At 40.0% G+C, this 15,399-nt stretch carries 19 protein-coding genes and 1 riboswitch; of the genes, 14 read left to right on the top strand and 5 right to left on the bottom strand.

The features are described 5' to 3' along the window. Positions 1-36: 36 nt before the first annotated feature. On the bottom strand, positions 37-240 hold the full coding sequence (locus tag GPDM_RS02555; RefSeq protein WP_008428678.1) for a hypothetical protein: 204 nt from the start codon (positions 238-240) through the stop codon (positions 37-39). Between the two features lie 119 nt (positions 241-359). On the opposite strand from GPDM_RS02555, the gene GPDM_RS02560 reads away from it, so the two are divergent. The 5 genes from GPDM_RS02560 to GPDM_RS02580 all read left to right on the top strand — a co-directional run bounded on the left by GPDM_RS02560 (position 360) and on the right by GPDM_RS02580 (position 5,797). Further along, positions 360-1,553, top strand: a complete 1,194-nt coding sequence (locus GPDM_RS02560) for a class I SAM-dependent rRNA methyltransferase (RefSeq protein WP_008428680.1) — start codon at positions 360-362, stop codon at positions 1,551-1,553. Positions 1,554-1,685: 132 nt separating this feature from the next. Further along, entirely contained in the window at positions 1,686-1,997 is a 312-nt protein-coding gene (locus GPDM_RS02565; protein ID WP_008428682.1) for a DUF3817 domain-containing protein, read from the top strand. Positions 1,998-2,116: 119 nt separating this feature from the next. Next, positions 2,117-3,856: an ABC transporter ATP-binding protein gene (locus GPDM_RS02570; protein WP_008428684.1), complete on the top strand. Its 1,740-nt coding sequence runs from the start codon at positions 2,117-2,119 to the stop codon at positions 3,854-3,856. 49 nt (positions 3,857-3,905) lie between these two features. Next, on the top strand, positions 3,906-4,661 hold the full coding sequence (locus GPDM_RS02575; RefSeq protein ID WP_008428686.1) for a MerR family transcriptional regulator: 756 nt from the start codon (positions 3,906-3,908) through the stop codon (positions 4,659-4,661). Between the two features lie 296 nt (positions 4,662-4,957). Continuing rightward, a complete protein-coding gene (locus tag GPDM_RS02580) occupies positions 4,958-5,797 on the top strand; it encodes an endonuclease/exonuclease/phosphatase family protein (protein ID WP_008428687.1) in 840 nt (279 codons plus the stop codon). A 22-nt stretch (positions 5,798-5,819) separates the two neighbouring features. On the opposite strand, the gene GPDM_RS02585 is transcribed toward GPDM_RS02580, so the two are convergent. Beyond that, positions 5,820-6,470 (bottom strand): queuosine precursor transporter, encoded by a 651-nt coding sequence (locus GPDM_RS02585; RefSeq protein WP_008428688.1) that lies wholly within the window; start codon positions 6,468-6,470, stop codon positions 5,820-5,822. A gap of 11 nt (positions 6,471-6,481) precedes the next feature. After that, complete coding sequence (gene queF, locus GPDM_RS02590) at positions 6,482-6,976, bottom strand: preQ(1) synthase (RefSeq protein WP_008428689.1); 495 nt, start codon at positions 6,974-6,976, stop codon at positions 6,482-6,484. A gap of 99 nt (positions 6,977-7,075) precedes the next feature. Continuing rightward, a riboswitch (PreQ1 riboswitch) is annotated at positions 7,076-7,123 on the bottom strand. A 107-nt stretch (positions 7,124-7,230) separates the two neighbouring features. On the opposite strand from queF, the gene GPDM_RS02595 reads away from it, so the two are divergent. The 5 genes from GPDM_RS02595 to GPDM_RS02615 all read left to right on the top strand — a co-directional run bounded on the left by GPDM_RS02595 (position 7,231) and on the right by GPDM_RS02615 (position 10,721). Further along, on the top strand, positions 7,231-8,133 hold the full coding sequence (locus tag GPDM_RS02595) for a cation diffusion facilitator family transporter (protein WP_008428690.1): 903 nt from the start codon (positions 7,231-7,233) through the stop codon (positions 8,131-8,133). A 126-nt stretch (positions 8,134-8,259) separates the two neighbouring features. Then, positions 8,260-9,195, top strand: coding sequence for a phosphotransferase family protein (locus GPDM_RS02600; RefSeq protein WP_008428691.1), 936 nt, complete (start codon positions 8,260-8,262; stop codon positions 9,193-9,195). Positions 9,196-9,290: 95 nt separating this feature from the next. Continuing rightward, positions 9,291-9,818: a TraR/DksA C4-type zinc finger protein gene (locus GPDM_RS02605; protein ID WP_008428692.1), complete on the top strand. Its 528-nt coding sequence runs from the start codon at positions 9,291-9,293 to the stop codon at positions 9,816-9,818. Positions 9,819-9,904: 86 nt separating this feature from the next. Then, entirely contained in the window at positions 9,905-10,267 is a 363-nt protein-coding gene (locus GPDM_RS02610) for a nuclear transport factor 2 family protein (RefSeq protein WP_008428693.1), read from the top strand. A 55-nt stretch (positions 10,268-10,322) separates the two neighbouring features. Then, positions 10,323-10,721 carry a thiol-disulfide oxidoreductase DCC family protein gene (locus tag GPDM_RS02615; protein WP_008428694.1) on the top strand — a complete coding sequence of 133 codons (399 nt, stop codon included), beginning with the start codon at positions 10,323-10,325 and terminating at the stop codon, positions 10,719-10,721. A gap of 59 nt (positions 10,722-10,780) precedes the next feature. On the opposite strand, the gene GPDM_RS02620 is transcribed toward GPDM_RS02615, so the two are convergent. Beyond that, the gene (locus GPDM_RS02620) at positions 10,781-11,974 is read right to left on the bottom strand and encodes a DUF3238 domain-containing protein (RefSeq protein ID WP_008428695.1); all 1,194 of its coding nucleotides are present in this window, start codon (positions 11,972-11,974) and stop codon (positions 10,781-10,783) included. Positions 11,975-12,167: 193 nt separating this feature from the next. On the opposite strand from GPDM_RS02620, the gene GPDM_RS02625 reads away from it, so the two are divergent. Next, on the top strand, positions 12,168-13,040 hold the full coding sequence (locus GPDM_RS02625) for an STAS domain-containing protein (protein ID WP_008428698.1): 873 nt from the start codon (positions 12,168-12,170) through the stop codon (positions 13,038-13,040). Positions 13,041-13,069: 29 nt separating this feature from the next. Here GPDM_RS02625 and GPDM_RS02630 read toward each other — a convergent pair whose 3' ends face one another. After that, positions 13,070-13,570: a metallophosphoesterase family protein gene (locus GPDM_RS02630; protein WP_008428701.1), complete on the bottom strand. Its 501-nt coding sequence runs from the start codon at positions 13,568-13,570 to the stop codon at positions 13,070-13,072. 297 nt (positions 13,571-13,867) lie between these two features. Here GPDM_RS02630 and GPDM_RS02635 point away from each other — a divergent pair, with 297 nt between their 5' ends. From GPDM_RS02635 to GPDM_RS02645, 3 genes are all read left to right on the top strand, one after another. Beyond that, a complete protein-coding gene (locus GPDM_RS02635; protein ID WP_008428702.1) occupies positions 13,868-14,491 on the top strand; it encodes a cell wall hydrolase in 624 nt (207 codons plus the stop codon). 104 nt (positions 14,492-14,595) lie between these two features. Further along, positions 14,596-14,943, top strand: a complete 348-nt coding sequence (locus GPDM_RS02640; RefSeq protein ID WP_008428704.1) for an ASCH domain-containing protein — start codon at positions 14,596-14,598, stop codon at positions 14,941-14,943. A 7-nt stretch (positions 14,944-14,950) separates the two neighbouring features. Beyond that, positions 14,951-15,385 carry a hypothetical protein gene (locus GPDM_RS02645; protein ID WP_008428706.1) on the top strand — a complete coding sequence of 145 codons (435 nt, stop codon included), beginning with the start codon at positions 14,951-14,953 and terminating at the stop codon, positions 15,383-15,385. Positions 15,386-15,399: the final 14 nt, after the last annotated feature.

Raw genomic sequence — 15,399 nt, forward strand, 5'->3', positions numbered from 1 at the left:
ACTAATATATANAANANCTTTTTTAGTAGAGCTTATTTATGAGTCTTCAATTTTGAGCAAGTCAGCTTTGACGATGTGAAAAATACTTAACACAATGGTCTTTCCTTCTGCGTCCTCTACAGGGAACAAGCTCACCGCTATACCGGAAAAATGATCTTCTAGAGGACCTTCAATACGAATATTCTCCAAGTACTCCCCAGTGGTCAATCGAATATTGTAAATATAGAACTTCTTCTTCATGACAAACTCCTCCTAAGAATCGTGTTAGGAAATTCACTTGACGAGGGTGGGCATAAGGGCAGCTATCGTATACACTAATTATAAAACAAAACGATGTTTTACAGATAGGATGAGAGACGATGAAATCGGAAATTTCGATTAAGATAAACGATAAATTTAAAGCGGAGTATGCGAAAGGCTATCCGTTAATTACAAAAGAAGCGTTAGAAAATCCAGATATGTTGAATACAGAAGGTAGCATTCTAAAACTAGTTGATAAACAAGGTCGCTTTTTATCAAAAGGTTATTATGGTCGTCAAAATAAAGGATATGGTTGGGTATTAACGAACAATGAAAGTGAAACTATTGATCAAACGTTTTTTGAACAAAAGCTAACGACTGCCATTTCTCGTCGACAAGCATTTTTTAACAATCCAGAGACAACTGCTTTCCGAGTTTTAAATGGGGAAGGTGATGGGTTTGGTGGATTAATCATTGATTACTATGATGGTTTTTATTTGCTGAGTTGGTATAGTGAAGGCGTTTATACGTTTAAAGACAGAGTGATTGCTGCACTTCAAAACGTCATAGAATGCAAAGGCATCTACCAGAAAAAACGTTTTGATACAAAAGGTCAATATATTGAAGAAGATGATTTTGTTGCAGGCGAACGTGGCGAGTTTCCGATGGTGGTTAAAGAAAATGGCGTAAACTTTGCTGTGTACTTGAATGACGGCGCAATGACGGGCATCTTTTTAGATCAACGAGACGTGCGAAATACCATTAAACAAAAATACGCCAAAGGCAAAACCGTACTCAATACGTTTTCTTATACGGGTGCATTTTCAGTAGCAGCAGCACTGGGTGGTGCAACAAAAACAACGAGCGTGGATTTGGCGAAAAGAAGCTCAAGCAAGACAATTGAGCAATTTAGCGTCAATGGCATCGATTTTGAGAGCCAAGACATTTTGGTTATGGATGTTTTTAATTACTTTAAATACGCCAAGCGAAAAGAATTGAAATTCGATTTAGTTGTTTTGGATCCTCCAAGTTTTGCACGTTCGAAAAAGTACACGTTTAGCACATCAAAGGATTACACAAACTTAATGAAAGAAGCGATTGCCATTACTGAAAAAAATGGCGTTATTGTGGCTTCAACAAACAGCGCTTCTTTCGGAATGAAAAAATTCAAAGGGTTTATCGATAAAGCTTTTAAGGAAATTGGTGGCAAGTACAGCATTGTTGAGGAGTTTACATTGCCAAGTGATTTCCGCGTGCAAAAAGAATTTAAAGAAGGCAATTATTTAAAAGTGTTATTTGTGAAATTGGGCTGATTCGAAATAAATACGAATAGTTTGTGACGAAATGTATTGCAGGTGTGTAAAAACAGTTGAATTGTTTTAGCAATCTCTGTACAGCCTCCTCTATGGCTTCTATAATTGATAGCAGATTGAGAGGGATAGTTGATGTTTAAAGATGCCTTACGTACATTTCGTTTTATGGGACTTCTTGAAGGAAGTTCGTTATTAATCTTACTTTTCATCGCAATGCCGTTAAAATACTTTTTTGACTTTCCGGAAGCGGTTAGTATGATCGGACCGATTCATGGTGCATTGTTTAGTCTCTATATTTTACTGACAATTTATATGACGTTTGTTTTTAAATGGCCGTTTCGTTTCTCGGTAGGAGCTGTGATTTCTGCGTTCTTGCCTTTTGGAAACTTCGTTTTAGATAAGCGTCTTGAACAATGGCAGCAATATAGAGCTTCTGCCGCCTGACCCAAACACTTGTGGAATTTTCCGCAAGTGTTTTATTTTATGGAAATATAATGAGCTCCTCTATAATAGAGTTATTGAAATGAAATAGGTGTGCGAACAGAAGAACAGGAGTTTTTAAAATGAAAAAGAAAAACAAAGAAATCGGCTTAAAGCCATTTTTGTCTTTATTATTAACGTTGAAAATTCCAAAGCTGGCACTTGCGATTGGATTGATTGCTAGTTTAATCACGACACTAGTCGGTTTGGTCGTCCCATTGCTGACAAAAAACTTAGTAGATGGGTTTTCGTTAGAGTCGCTGAGTGTGCCGTTAATGATAGGAATTGCTGTTGCTTTTATAGTGCAAGCTGTGATTAACGGGGTTTCGATTTACTTGCTCAGCATGGTAGGGCAGCGAGTCGTAGCAGGATTGAGAGAACGAATGTGGGCAAAGTTAATCCGATTGCGTGTAGGTTATTTTGATCAGCATTCAAGCGGAGAAACGGTAAGCCGCGTTGTAAATGACACCGGCATTGTGCGGAATTTGATCACCGATCATTTTCCTTCGTTTATTACCGGGATCATCTCGATTATTGGTGCAGTGATCATTTTAGTTGTTTTGGATTGGAAGATGACACTCGTCATGATGATATCGGTGCCATTAACCATCGCTGTCATGTTCCCATTAGGGCGCAAAATGTCGAAAATCTCTCGAAATTTGCAAGACGAGACGGCCCATTTTACAGGGCACGTTCAACAAACTTTAGGTGAAATTCGGTTAATGAAATCTTCGACAGCCGAAGATACAGAAGAAACAAGAGGCGTTGAAGGCATTGATAAATTATTTAAGTTGGGCATGAAAGAAGCGAAAATTTATGCGTTGATTGCACCGCTTATGTATTTGGTCGTTATGGTGGTTATCGTGTCGATTATCGGCTATGGCGGAATTCGTGTTGCGAACGGCGAAATGTCGACCGGATCGCTCGTCGCTTTTTTATTGTATTTATTTCAAATTATTGTCCCGATGGCGACATTTGCACGATTTTTTACAGAGCTTCAAAAAGCCAAAGGAGCGACAGAGCGCATTATTGGCATTTTAGAATTGCCTCTAGAAGAACCGGCGCAACAAGAGGGCATCGATATTGCTGGCAAAACTTTGAGTGTGGAAAATTTGAGTTTTTCGTACGATCAAGGAGAGCCTGTCCTACAAGACGTATCATTTAAAGCGCAGCCAGGGGAAATGATTGCTTTTGCAGGGCCAAGTGGAGGCGGGAAAACAACCGTTTTTGGTTTGCTTGAACGATTTTACGAACCATCGTCAGGGGAGATTTGGATTGGAGACATGCCGATTCGAAACATCTCTATTGCTTCATGGCGAGATCAAATTGGTTATGTGTCACAAGAAAGTGCCATGATGGGCGGAACCATTCGGGAAAACTTAACGTACGGATTGCCAGACGCTGAGACCATTCAAACTGAAGAGTTATGGCGCGTTACGCGTATGGCCTATGCTGAAGATTTTATTCGTGAATTTCCAGATGGACTCGACACAGAAGTTGGAGAACGTGGTATTAAATTATCAGGTGGGCAGCGTCAGCGAATTGCCATAGCGCGTGCCTTTTTACGAGACCCGAAAATCTTGATGATGGACGAGGCTACTGCGAGTTTGGATAGTCAGTCAGAGGGCATCGTCCAGCAAGCATTAAGTCGCTTGATGGAAGGACGTACTACTTTGGTTATCGCACATCGGTTATCGACCATTGTCGATGCGGACAAAATTGTCTTTATTGAAAAAGGACGGGTGACCGGAGTCGGGACACATCAAGAGTTGATCGCGAAGCATTCGCTTTATCGTGATTTTGCGGCGCAACAACTCACTTGACCTTGACGCAACGTCAAGGTGTAAGCTGAGGTTATCAGGAGGTGGCGAGATGGAATACACCGTGAACAAGCTTGCGAGTCTGTCTGGAATTAGCACAAGAACGTTGCGTTACTACGATGAAATTGATTTGTTAAAGCCGGCACGTAAGAATTCTTCAGGCTATCGAATTTACGGTCAGTCAGAAGTTGATAGGCTGCAGCAAATTTTGTTTTACCGAGAACTGGGACTTGAGCTTGAACAAATAAAGAGCATCGTCAATAATCCCGCATTCGATGGTTCGCAAGCTTTGGCTGAACACCGAGAAAAACTTCTCGCTAAGCGTGTGCAATTAGATCTCTTGATAAGCAATGTGGAAAAAACCATTTCCGCAAAAAAAGGAGCGAGCACGATGGCAGACAACGAGAAATTTCAAGGTTTTAAGCAGAAGCTAGTCGACAACAACGAACAGCAGTATGGCAATGAAATCCGTGAAAACTACGGCGATGAGCTAGTCGATCGATCCAATGCAAAAATGTTGAAGCTTAGTGAAGAAGACTACCAGGAATTTATGAAGCTCGAACAGCAAATTTTGAATGGTTTAGCTGAGGCGATGGAAACGGGCGACCCAACGAGTGAAGCAGCACAGCAAACAGTCGATTTGCATTGTCAGTGGCTAAATTTTACATGGTCGACGTATAGCAAAGAAGCGCACCGGGGGTTAGCGGAAATGTACGTAGCAGACGAACGATTTGCTACATACTATGACAAAGTCCAACCGGGCACTGCACAATTTTTGCGAGATGCGATTGTAGCGTATACGTCGTAGTTTTTGAGTGGCAGGCAGTCCGATGTTTCGGGCTGTCTTTTTTTGGGGGATTTTGCTGTGCGCGCGTAAATTTTGAGGAACGTGCGAATTCCCTCTCCACCGCGCGTATCTCTCGCGGAGCGCGCATATTCTCCGACTAACGCGCATAAGACTCGAAATGCTACAGAAACCCCTGTGTTTACAAAGCTTTAACAATTGTTTACACGCGTGTCACAGCATCTTCATAAACGCTTGTTATACTAAAACCAATTAAGCAACTGCCAACGATTCGTTTTAGTCGAAAAGGAGAGGTTTGCATGAACGGGAAGAATAAGAAGTCGCCAATTGTAAAAGTCATGTCGTTTAATATTGCTCATGGACTAGGAATGGACGGGGTCGTCGATTTAGAAAAGACCGCGCAAGTGATTGAAGATTCGTGTGCGACCATCATCGCTTTGCAAGAAGTTGATCGTCACTTTTCAGTCCGCAGTTCGTTTGTGGACCAAGTAGGTTGGTTGAGTGAAAGACTAGGCATGTATGCGGCTTACGGTGCCAATATGGATGTGACGCCGTTAGATTCCGAGCGTCCAAACCAACAATACGGCAACGTCATTTTAAGCAAATACCCAATCAAATACAACGAAAATCATTTATTAACACAAGTGTATTGTCCTTTTGGCAATAATGAACAACGCGGCATATTGGAAACCGTCATCGAAGTGGATGGCAGTTATGTAAGTGTCTTTAATACGCATTTGGCGCTAAAAGATGAAGAGTTAGAAGTGAGTGTTGACGAAATTTTAGCCATTACCGGAAAAAGTCATTTTCCGCGAATCATTACAGGCGACTTTAATGCCCCTGCTTCAAATGTCCATATCCAAAAACTTAAAAGACATTTTCGAGATGCATTTCTGAAAATGAAGAGAGGCGACGCTTATACCTATCCTTCGCCTTACGTAAACAAAGAAACGGGTGAGGTTTTCCGACCAGCCACACGTATTGACTATATATTTGCAGATCCTTATTTAGATGTTGTACAAGCAGCAGTCATTGAAACTGCGGTCTCCGATCATTTGCCAATAGCGGTGGATATGGTCTTATCTGATGCTAAAGTGAACGATCAAGTTTACACACGTAAAGCACGTGTAACTGTATAAAAAATTAAAAAAACCGGGAGCTCTAAAGAAGAGCTTCCGGTTTTTGGTATCCGTAAAGTTGTGGGTCTGCTTGTTGGCGTCTGCATAACTTCACAAGTAAATAAACAACGGGAGTATCGGCAACTGCAACAATCCACTTAAAGATGTATTGCGTGACAATCATGCCAAGCAATACACTTGTTGGCATCATGCCGTAAAAAGCGAGGGTGATAAAAAGACTCGTATCCACCAATTGGCTTGCCATTGTCGAAGCATTATTGCGCAACCATAATCGAGAGTTGCCATGTCTATTTTTCAGCTTATGAAAAATCGTGACATCTAGGTTTTGGCTAATGAAATAAGAAACAAGACTCGCTAAAGTTACTCGGAAACCTGCAGAAAAGATGGTTTCAAATGATTCTTGGTTTGCGAAAAATGGGGCAGAAGGCAAATGAATCGCAAAGAAAATAAAAGCCAACGCACAAAGTTGTGTGATAAATCCAGCTGTCACGGTTTGGCGTGCGGCTTTTTTGCCGTACACTTCTGCGATGGTATCGGTAATCGGAAATGTGAAGACATAAACGATTACAGCGGCTGGTAACACTGCCCATTCCCCAATGCTAAATAATTTGACTGCTAAAATGTTCGAAAGGATTAAGAGACCGACAAATGCGCCATTTAAGTAAAGTAACATGTGCAGACTCCTTATCGATTAGTAATCGTTTCAGGATTCAAGTCGTGGTTCATCATCCGGTACGATGCCATTTCTTCGTATTTTGTTCCAGGTTTGCCGTAGTTTGTGTAAGGATCGATTGAAAGCCCGCCGCGTGGCGTAAATTTGCCCCATACTTCGATATAACGAGGATCCATCAATTTGATCAAATCGTTCATAATGATATTAACGACATCTTCATGGAAATCTCCGTGGTTACGGAAGCTGAACAAATAAAGCTTGAGTGATTTGCTTTCTACTAATGTTTTATCAGGGATAAAGCTTAAGTAGATTGTCGCGAAATCTGGCTGTCCTGTTTGTGGGCAAAGTGAAGTGAATTCAGGGCAGTTAAACTTCACGAAATAATCACGAGTGTGTAGATTGTCAATTGGTTCTAACACGTCTGGATCGTATTCAAATTTATACTTCGTGTTTTGATTGCCTAGCAATGATAAATGATCGAGTGTATCTTCGTTTCTTCCTGCCATTATAAACGGCCTCCTTTTAGATGACCGACTGGGAAGAGGGCTATAAAAAAACGGACAAAAGAAAAAGCCAAATCGCATGTGGATTTGGCGGAGTTTCGACAATCCATAGTTTTTTATAGAGGGTGAAATGCTATGAACCTCTCCCGTTGCCGGGTTATTAATTTTTTTACTCACTTATCTTATAAGACTTACTATTCGTTGTCAATCGGACAAATTTGTTAAAATAACAGCATGAAGATAGAGGAGCGGATAGCATGAGTCATGATCACGATCATTTTGAAATGACACGAAATAACAATCGAAAAGCATTGACGATTGCACTGACCATCACAGCTGGAATCATGTTGCTAGAGTTTTTCGGGGGGCTTTTCACGAACAGTCTAGCTTTAATTGCAGATAGTGGTCATATGCTGTCGGATACCGTATCGCTCGTACTTAGTTTGTCTGCAATTTGGTTTGCTGGAAAAGCAGTTTCTACTAAGAAAACATACGGGTATTATCGTTTTGAAATTCTAACAGCTTTTATTAACGGCATTACATTATTTATCATGGCGGGCTTTATTATTTATGAAGCCATCAAACGAGTATACGAACCGTCGGAAGTTCAAGGGGGCTGGATGCTGGTTATTGCGGCGATTGGTCTTGTTGCCAACTTATTGAGTGCTTGGGTCTTGAATCGGGGAGCAGATGTTCATGGCAACTTGAATATGAAGAGTGCTTATATGCACATTATTGGGGATGCACTAGGTTCAGTCGGAGCAATAGTCGCCGGGTTATTAATCCTGTTATTTGACTGGACGATAGCTGACCCAATTATTTCTGTCGTCGTGGCACTGTTAATTTTGCGAAGTGCTTGGGGCATTCTTCAAAACAGTTTGCACATTTTGATGGAAGGTACGCCGAGAGAGCTCGATTTGCAAGAAATAACCGCCGGTCTTCTTGAAATTGATGGAGTTGTGGATGTTCATGACCTGCACGTTTGGACCATCACGTCGGGATTGGATCAATTTACGTGTCACATTGATGTGGAAGAGAACGTAGATGAACAACAAGTTTTACAACAAGCGTTAAAGTTAGTGCATGATATTTGCGACATTGAGCATGCCACGATACAAATTGAAAAACCAGACACTCAACATTCCTCATTGAAGGTATAAAATTGTCATAAAGAAGGCTTTTGTACAAAGAAAAACAAATACAATTATGTTCTTTGCGTATGGATGGAACCTGCACTTTTTCATGGTAAACTAAAGGTAAAAAGTAGGTAGAAAGGAGCGGCAGGAATGGCAGGAAATACTGGGCATGCATTGCAGGAGCAAACGGTAGAGTGGATAAAAGCACAATTTGATGAACCTGTAGAGATTACGAACGTTCAGCCGCTAACCGGTGCAACTTCCTCAACTTTGTTTGAACTAGTTGTTACTAAGAGTAGTTCGGAACGTTCTTATGTACTACGGCTTTTTCATAAAACGGATTGGCTGAAGAAAGAGCCCGATTTGGCACAACATGAAGCAGCTAGTCTTCAATATGCAGAAAAAATGGGTCTTACGGTTCCACATTTAGTTGCTTATGATGTAACTGGAGAAGAAAGTGGCGTTCCTGCAGTACTGATGTCTAAAATGCCTGGATCTGTCGTTCTTCAGCCTTCGAATGATGATATATGGCTAGACGAACTGGCTTCTAATCTTGCTAAGCTGCATCAAACCAGTGCAGGAGACTTTCCTTATGAATATTTCCCCTACAATGATGCGTTTCTACTCGAAAAGCCAACTTGGTCGAAAGTTCAAAATGATTGGATGCGTGCTTTTTATATTGTTTCTGGTAGTCGTCCAGCTTTTCGAGAGTGTTTGATCCACCGCGACTTTCATCCGGCTAATGTGCTGTGGGAAAATCGACAAGTGAGTGCCATCGTCGATTGGGTCAATGCTTGCCGTGGCCCAGCAGGAATTGACGTTGGGCATTGCCGTGTAAACTTGGCGCAAATGTATGGAATTTCTGTTGCCAATGATTTTTTAGCGGCTTATGAGCGTCATGCAGGAAGTGATTTTAAGTACGATCCTTATTGGGATCTCGTTTCGCTAACGGATATTTTAGATGGCTCACCTACTGTGTATCCAGGCTGGAAAGCTTTCGGCATGAAAGGTTTATCTAACGAGTTAGTTCGTCATCGGTTAGACGATTATTTATTGAGTTTACTGGATCGATTTGATGATTATTAAGCTGGCTTTTAAAGGTGTTCACTAGAATTCTAGGTTTGATTTCTCCGATAAAGGCAATATACAACAATAAGTGAGTTTTTTGAGGAGGAAATCAAATGACAGATAGCCAATTAAATCAATTAAAAAAACAACTAGAAGAACAAGTAGCATCATTAGAAGAACGGGTTGAGCAAACAGAAGAGTTTGAGTCAACTGAGCTTTCCCATTATGATAATCATCCAGGCGATAATGCTACCGAGTTATACGACCAAGAACGTGACTTAGCGATGGAGCAATTTAAAGAAGGCGAACTGGAAAAAACAAAAGCAGCACTGGCTGCAATTGAAGAAGGTACTTATGGAAAGTGTGCGGTTTGCGGTAAGGATATTCCGTTCGAACGGTTGGAGGCATTGCCAACAGCGCTAACGTGCATTGACCATGCCGACCAAGAACCTGATTTGGAAAGCCGTCCATCAGAAGAAGACGTTTTGCAAGCTTCTACAAAACAGCCTGTTGAAAAAGAAGATGGAGCTATTCGTGATTACGAAGATAGCTTTGAAGATGTAGAAGATTTCGGCTCATCAGATACGCCACAAGATCAGCCAAATGAAGATCCACAAAAATTTTTTAAAGACGAAAACTAATAGCAAATCCCCTTCTGCCTACGGGCATGAAGGGGATTTGAGCATTAATCGTATTTCCTGGGAAATATGAGCAGAGGAGAATGCGCATGAATACGTTAGAAAAAGAAATATATGCCTTAGAGTGCAGTCATTTAAAGCCAGATGTCCGAGTTTCTCCCGAAAAACTGGGAGATGTATTGGACGATGAATTTTTTGAGTTTGGCAGTTCGGGTGGCGCCTTTAAACGAGTAGACTACAATGGCGATCATCCACTAAATCCAGATCCAATGGAAATCAATTTTTTCACTATGCATGAATTAGGACCAGCCGCTGTTTTGACGACTTACCAAGTACATAATCACAAAACAGGAAGACTAACGAATCGAAGTTCAGTATGGAAAAAAAGATCTAATGGATGGAAGTTATTTTTTCATCAAGGAACGATTTCGAATGGAGACGTGTTTGAATAAGCGCTTAAGAGGCTATTCACATAACAGTACTATTATTGGTGAAGGAGGAAATGATATGGAACACGCCATCGTATTATTTGATGGAGATTGTAATTTTTGTGATTCGAGCGTTCAATTTATCATAAATCATGATCCGGCAGGTTATTATCAATTTGCTTCACTGCAAAGTGAAATCGGCCAAGAGCTCTCTAAAAAATACAATGTACCGGATGATGTAGACAGTTTAGTATTGATAAAAGATGGTCAAGCTTATGTGAAATCTGAAGGAGCTCTAATGATTTCAAATCATTTAACGGGACTTTGGAAATTAGCGCATTACTTGAAGCCTTTTCCTCGTGCACTACGAGATGGAGCCTATGACGTAATCGCCAAAAATCGTTATAAAGTGTTTGGGAAACTCGATAGCTGCATGCTGCCACCGCCTCACATTCGTAAACGATTTTTAGATAAGTAAATGCAAAAGCCCGAATCTGGAAGTTCTCCAGCTCGGGCTTTTTTAAACTTCTGTGAAAATCAACAGAAGTTTGATAGTCGCCAATACTTATTAGCGGTTGGTCCTGCCATATAACTTAGTCCTTCACTTTCTGATTGATGAATTTCCATCCATTGGCGATCTTCATCATGTTTTAAATACACTTCATGGTTAGGTGATTGGTCGTGTACGCCGAAAATTGCGTAGGTACCATCGCGATAAAAGTCAGCCGAAAGAGTATAGTCGATATTCGGTGAAGTGGTGAGTGGGTTTCCCACAACATGCGTTAGGGCGATAGAAACCTTCTCATCGAATTCATCTGTTTGTACCAATTCAATTTCTTCAGCTGAAGCGACATCGGCTTTACTGAATTTTTTTCTCCAATTGTACCCAATCGTCGGACCCACATGCTTATCCCAAAAGAGTGTCGGTTCGTTTTCCTTAAAGGACACAGAGAAATTGACATGTGTTCGGTAGTCGGTTGAATCAGGGTCAAACGCGCGAGCATCCCCTTTAAAATAATGAAAAGGTGATAGGAGGTTCGGGTTTATTAACAAAGTCTCCGGCAAAAAGGTGTTATAGCGGAAATGCCAAACAGGCAAAATCGCTGTCTTATTTTGATCCGATAATATTGACTGTAAAGAAGCTATTTTTTGGGTGAGCCAAAAATCCTCCATTGAAGCCTTTTCTTTAGAAGAGTTTTGCTGCAATGCGCCAAACATTTTATGTAGCGAGAATTTTTTCTCGCTAAGTTTTTTGCCTGTTCGTGAAACAGGACGTTGGCCACGAATCCAATACGTATATGGTTGGTCGCTTAACACTTTAGTATCTGTATACTGATTTTTTTCAACAGATTCGATAAACTGACCGTTGCGATAAATATCGTATGTGGAAATGCCATCAATTTTCCCCCACGCTAAAGAAACGCGACCTTCAGAAACGATGGTAGTTAGTACGATTTTAGCAAGGCAATTGTCATTTTCGACGTTCCTGTTTTCGGTTCCAGTTTGTATTTTGATTTTGTCTGTCCATTTTCCCGTTGGATCTAATCGTTCAATTGTATATGTGTACAAATGTCCTGGTTGTAATTCTTCATCTTTAAAGTGGTTTTGCGTACCTGTGTAAACGACTTGTGTACCACGTTTTACTCGACAAACACCTTCTGTTGCTGTCCATCTAAAATATATTAATGTATCAGATTGCTCTAATACGAGAATATCCAATCCAATTGTCATTTGCCCACCTCCATCTTCTTCACATTAGGCATATACCCTTTCGGAGACAAAAACGAACCTTTTTTAGATAGATGAAAAATTTTGCGGAACAAATAAGAATATTATCTTTTTTAGGTCAATTGATTTAGAGTTGAGTATTTTAACTGTATAATAAGAGCATTGGAAAAAGATCAGAAAAAGTGGAGGAATCACAGTGGAGAACGCGCAACGTATTAAACGTTTTGCTGATTTTGATGAAGCAGCTTCTTATATTTTAGAATTGTTAAACAAGCAAATTGGCATCAATACCCTATTTATTGCTAAAAATGATGGCAAAACAAATAATATTATTAAAGCCCGAAATGCTAATGAGGTTCTTGTAGAAGAAGGTAGTTCGATGCCACTTCCTCAGACTTATTGTAGTTTGAGTCTGAACTACGGACCTACTCCATTGGTGATAGAAGATGTCTCAAAAGACGAATTAACTCGGTCTATGGAGATTACAAAAAATTTTACTCAAGGCACTTTCATTGGAGTACCGGTTTATTATAGTGATAATACAGTTTATGGAACAATTTGCGGATTGGATGATCAGTATTTTAAACTTTCGAAAGAAGACCTGTCTACTTTCGAAACGATGTCAACGTTGTTAACTTACGTATTGGAGCTTGAAAAAGCCAATGAACAAATTCAAACCTTAACAGCTCCTCTTGTTCCTGTTACTAAAGGTGTGGCGATTGTTCCAATAATTGGGGAAATCACTGCTTCTCGAGCGGAGATGATCATCAGACACGTACTTGATAAATGTAATGAGGAAACAATGGATTATTTAATCTTTGATGTTTCTGGAGTTTCACAAATAAATGCTGTTGTAGGGGAGTATTTGTTGAAACTTGTCAGTATCTTAAAAGTAATTGGCGTAACACCGGTCATAACGGGAATCCAACCTTTTATGGCATTAAAAGTACCTCATTTTGCAGCTGAACTAAAAGCAGTAATGATTGAATCAAACTTGGAATCAGCATTAAAAAAATTAGGATTTAGGTTAATAAAAGAATCCAAAGAAAAATCAGACCCTCATCAGTGAGTGTCTGATTTTTATATCTCTATTGCAACCTAAATCTCTTTATCAAAAAATACATGTTTGAGTTCCCACGTGTCGCCAATTTCTAACAAGCCAAATGAAAATTGTGTTTGACGGCGTTTATCAGTAGGAGAGCCTGGATTGAATAAGGTTACACCATCGACTTCTCTCATTACCGGTATATGAGAATGTCCAAAAACAATAATGTCAACATCGTCATCCGCAAATGTGTCGTAAGCTTGTTGCTCCGTAGGTTTCTGATTACTGTCTCCGTGAACGACGCCAATTTTTAATTGGTCAAACGTTAAAATTTTCTTACGGCCAAACTTGTCTAAAATATCCCATGGGTCAACATTGCCGGTGACTCCATCAATTTCGGCGTATGCGGCAAGTTCGTGATAAACATCCATCGTTTGCCAATCCCCCGCATGGATAATAAAATCAGCTTTTTCGCATGCTTCTACTAATTGTTTTGGCAGTTTTTTGGCGCGGAATGGAATATGGGTATCGGAAACAATCACTATGTTCTTCATCTAAACGCCTCCAATCAGTTTCTTTCACTTTACCAAATAAATACCTCGAGGTCGAAATCTAGCTCTAGTTTCTCGATACTAGTTTGTGAAAAAGATTCAACTCTCATTTTTATGAGTGAAAAGACCTGTTATTCAGAAAGATAAAAACCGTATTTTTTGCAAAATATCAATAAAGTATTGGTATTTGCTATTTTTCTACAAAATTAAAGTAGTTATGATGGATTGAATTCATATAATTCCAATTATATACTGTTAATGAGAATGTTTGTTGATTATTGGAAAAGAAGGGGAGAGAACATGAAAAAATTAAAATTATGGGTATTTGCTTTATGTACACTGTTGTTTCTAGGGTTTTCTCAAACAACTGCTGAAGCGCACGCTCCAAATCTACATGTGGGTGTCTCAGGTGAAGGTGTAAAAGAACTTCAAATTAAATTAAAGAAATTGGGTTACTTTAGTACATCAGCTACAGGCTATTATGGTCCAGTAACTAAAAATGCAGTAATCGAGTTTCAGCGTGACTTTAACGTATCAGCTACAGGCTTTACGGGTCCTTTAACACGTGCAAGACTTGCGGAAGTTGATATGATGGCACATGTGGTAAATGGAGAAGCTCGAGGAGAAAGTTATACAGGACAAGTAGCAGTAGCCGCTGTCATCTTGAACCGTATCGATTCGGCTAAATTCCCAAACAATACATACAATGTTATTTTTCAGCGCAACGCATTTACGGCTGTAAATGACGGCCAATACAATTACGAACCAAATGCTTCAGCGTATCAAGCTGTAAAAGCTGCTGTTAAAGGATCAGATCCTTCTCTAGGAGCAACTTATTATTATAATCCAAAAGGCGTTACAGATACTTGGATTTTCTCACGTACAACGATTACCAAAATCGGCAAACACGTATTTGCAAAATAAATACCAGAATCGTTCTGTTTCAAACAGGGCGATTTTTTTATGGGGTGAATTAGCCTGGAGAAAAGGCTATACTGAATTAGGAACTAACGAGAGGTGGAATACATATGATTGAAAAAAATGAGCAGCAATTGCCGCCAAAAACATGCAGCATTGAAAGACTTGTAACGAATAAACAAGACGTAGAAAAAGTGTTGCTTGGTAAGAAAGTAGCCACGCGTCGAAATGGTCGTTATGCAGATGTTGGAGAAATTATGGTGCTTGAAGATAAAAAATTCTTAGTAGACCGTGTATACCAACAAACACTTGGAGAGTTAACGGATGAAATCGTAGCAGGAGAAGGATATGCGACTGTTGAGGAATACAAACAAGCCATATTGTCTACTCATGCAGGTATGCCTTGGTTGCCACAGATGACTGTTTGGGTTCACGAATTTCATTTAACGGAAGAGTAAGTACGAGATGTATACACTCATTTTGTTTGCTCACATTTTAAGTGCGGTATTATCGATTGGACCGTTCTTTGTGCTCCTTCCTTTAGTTAAGCGAATGGAGACTGCCTCGGGCGATGTTCTTCTGTCACATATTATTACGTTTAAATCGGCAACTCGCCTTGTTAAGCATGCAGGACATGTATTAGTCACAACAGGTGTTTTGTTGATTTGGCAGGGCCCGTGGGGATGGGGAACTTCGTGGATATTAGGTACGATCGGAGTTATGGTGGCTTCCGTGTTTTTCCTAGCACGTGCATTTACACCAACTCTTCGTAAGTTTAATGACGAAAAATTTAATCAGCTAACATTGGTTAAAAAGTTAAATCGCTCTTTATGGATTTATATTTTTTTATTAATGCTGATGATGTGGTTTATGGTAGATAAGCCAATGTTATGGCAATAAAAAAGACGACATCG

Source organism: Planococcus donghaensis MPA1U2 (assembly GCF_000189395.1).
Lineage (GTDB): Bacteria > Bacillota > Bacilli > Bacillales_A > Planococcaceae > Planococcus > Planococcus donghaensis_B.

What these genes read in the sequence shown, in the direction of transcription:
- GPDM_RS02555 (WP_008428678.1), bottom strand. Translation starts at nt 240, where the DNA reads ATGAAGAAGAAGTTCTATATTTACAATATTCGATTGACCACTGGGGAG.
- GPDM_RS02560 (WP_008428680.1), top strand. Translation starts at nt 360, where the DNA reads ATGAAATCGGAAATTTCGATTAAGATAAACGATAAATTTAAAGCGGAG.
- GPDM_RS02565 (WP_008428682.1), top strand. Translation starts at nt 1,686, where the DNA reads ATGTTTAAAGATGCCTTACGTACATTTCGTTTTATGGGACTTCTTGAA.
- GPDM_RS02570 (WP_008428684.1), top strand. Translation starts at nt 2,117, where the DNA reads ATGAAAAAGAAAAACAAAGAAATCGGCTTAAAGCCATTTTTGTCTTTA.
- GPDM_RS02575 (WP_008428686.1), top strand. Translation starts at nt 3,906, where the DNA reads ATGGAATACACCGTGAACAAGCTTGCGAGTCTGTCTGGAATTAGCACA.
- GPDM_RS02580 (WP_008428687.1), top strand. Translation starts at nt 4,958, where the DNA reads ATGAACGGGAAGAATAAGAAGTCGCCAATTGTAAAAGTCATGTCGTTT.
- GPDM_RS02585 (WP_008428688.1), bottom strand. Translation starts at nt 6,470, where the DNA reads ATGTTACTTTACTTAAATGGCGCATTTGTCGGTCTCTTAATCCTTTCG.
- queF (WP_008428689.1), bottom strand. Translation starts at nt 6,976, where the DNA reads ATGGCAGGAAGAAACGAAGATACACTCGATCATTTATCATTGCTAGGC.
- GPDM_RS02595 (WP_008428690.1), top strand. Translation starts at nt 7,231, where the DNA reads ATGAGTCATGATCACGATCATTTTGAAATGACACGAAATAACAATCGA.
- GPDM_RS02600 (WP_008428691.1), top strand. Translation starts at nt 8,260, where the DNA reads ATGGCAGGAAATACTGGGCATGCATTGCAGGAGCAAACGGTAGAGTGG.
- GPDM_RS02605 (WP_008428692.1), top strand. Translation starts at nt 9,291, where the DNA reads ATGACAGATAGCCAATTAAATCAATTAAAAAAACAACTAGAAGAACAA.
- GPDM_RS02610 (WP_008428693.1), top strand. Translation starts at nt 9,905, where the DNA reads ATGAATACGTTAGAAAAAGAAATATATGCCTTAGAGTGCAGTCATTTA.
- GPDM_RS02615 (WP_008428694.1), top strand. Translation starts at nt 10,323, where the DNA reads ATGGAACACGCCATCGTATTATTTGATGGAGATTGTAATTTTTGTGAT.
- GPDM_RS02620 (WP_008428695.1), bottom strand. Translation starts at nt 11,974, where the DNA reads ATGACAATTGGATTGGATATTCTCGTATTAGAGCAATCTGATACATTA.
- GPDM_RS02630 (WP_008428701.1), bottom strand. Translation starts at nt 13,570, where the DNA reads ATGAAGAACATAGTGATTGTTTCCGATACCCATATTCCATTCCGCGCC.
- GPDM_RS02635 (WP_008428702.1), top strand. Translation starts at nt 13,868, where the DNA reads ATGAAAAAATTAAAATTATGGGTATTTGCTTTATGTACACTGTTGTTT.
- GPDM_RS02640 (WP_008428704.1), top strand. Translation starts at nt 14,596, where the DNA reads ATGATTGAAAAAAATGAGCAGCAATTGCCGCCAAAAACATGCAGCATT.
- GPDM_RS02645 (WP_008428706.1), top strand. Translation starts at nt 14,951, where the DNA reads ATGTATACACTCATTTTGTTTGCTCACATTTTAAGTGCGGTATTATCG.